A 1,618-nucleotide genomic window follows, 5' to 3' on the forward strand; every position below is an offset into this window, starting at 1 on the left:
AATTCCATCCTTTTTTCTATCTTTGAGCTACAACGGAATAAATCCTGCGTATTTTTCCGCAACGAAATCATAGCCAAGGCCGTTGTAAATAATACAAAAAAAAATTACGAACGAATTGAAAAAACGACTTTTACTAATACTCGGAATTCTGATTTTACTCGTTGTTGGATTTTTCGCATCAAAAAAAATTAATCTAAATCCGAATTATGAAGTCGGACAAAAAATTGATAGTCTGAATGGAGTTGCTGTTTATTATAATGGCGGTGTTGGAAATGTGGACGGACGAGCTTTAGCGAAAGATGGATATAATCTTGGACTAAAATATCAATGCGTGGAATTCGTGAAACGATATTACTACGAAGAACTAAACCACAAAATGCCTGATACTTATGGACACGCAAAAGACTTTTTTAACTCACGAATCAAAGACGGAGAAATAAACAAACAGCGGAATTTAAAACAATTTAAAAATCCAAGTAAATCCAAGCCAAAAATAAACGATTTAATAGTTTATTCGGGAACAACACTGAATAAATATGGACACGTTTCTATAGTTTCTAAAGTGACCGAAAACGAAATTGAAATTATTCAACAAAATCCTGGACCATATGGGAATTCAAGAGAAAGGTATGACTTGATAAATGAAAACGGAAAATGGATAATAAAAAATGACCGAATTTTAGGTTGGTTAAGAAAATAGTGAAAAAGTACTATTTACAACAATGTATAACCGCAATTACGGCGGATTCGACTACGTCCGAATCCACTCGGAATTACTAAAGCCTGTGCTAAACCGAAAATTATTAACTTTAATCCCGTAACTGACGGTTATACGAGACCGTTGTAAAACATTAAAACGAAAATATGAAAAATCCATTTATACTGTTTTCAATTATACTTTTAAGTTATTTTAACTCTGCACATTCGCAATCAAAAGTTGAGGAGTTTTTAAGTTTAAGCAATCTTGAATTAATAAAAGAAGGACAAGATGTATTTGAAATAAAACTTCCTGATAAAAATGGAAAAGAATACAACTTAAATAATTTAGAGGGTAAATATATTCTTATAAATTTTTGGGCTACTTGGTGTGCCCCTTGCGTTAAAAATTTACCCTTCTTTGAAAACCTTGTGGAAAAACATAAAACAGATAATATCGAATTTGTTTTTGTTTCATTGGACAAAACAAAAGAAAAATGGATAAAGTACATTTCCGAAAAAGAAATGAAAGGAATTCAATTGTTTGCCCCAGAAGGAGATAAAACAAGACCTATTTGTTATTTTCTAAATAGAATTTATTTGGAGAACGATCAAATAAAAAGTATAGAAAAAGGAATACCTAGATATGTTTTAATCGATCCAAAAGGAAAAATTATTAGAAATGATCTAGAGAAAAGTAGTAAAAAAGAAATAGAAGATATTCTAAACAAACAATTGAATAAATAACGTTTTACAACAACGGCTATAATTCATTGCGGCGGAATTTTCTACCGAAAATTCCATCCTTTTTTCTATCTTTGAGCTACAACGGAATAAATCCCGCGTATTTTTCCGCAACGAAATCATAGCCAAAGCCGTTGGCAAAAATACCTCGGAATGAAAAGCAAAGCGGAAACAAACA

General features: G+C 31.3%; 2 protein-coding genes. Both read left to right on the plus strand.

Going from position 1 to position 1,618, the window contains the following annotated elements; genetic code table 11:
* The first annotated feature begins 115 nt into the window (after positions 1-115).
* Positions 116-700 carry a CHAP domain-containing protein gene (locus FT993_RS01195; RefSeq protein WP_027885789.1) on the plus strand — a complete coding sequence of 195 codons (585 nt, stop codon included), beginning with the start codon at positions 116-118 and terminating at the stop codon, positions 698-700.
* 164 nt (positions 701-864) lie between these two features.
* On the plus strand, positions 865-1,443 hold the full coding sequence (locus FT993_RS01200; protein WP_147860718.1) for a TlpA disulfide reductase family protein: 579 nt from the start codon (positions 865-867) through the stop codon (positions 1,441-1,443).
* The last annotated feature ends 175 nt before the right edge of the window (positions 1,444-1,618 follow it).

Origin of the sequence: Mesonia sp. HuA40 (genome assembly GCF_008017835.1) — a bacterium.
Taxonomy (GTDB): domain Bacteria; phylum Bacteroidota; class Bacteroidia; order Flavobacteriales; family Flavobacteriaceae; genus Mesonia.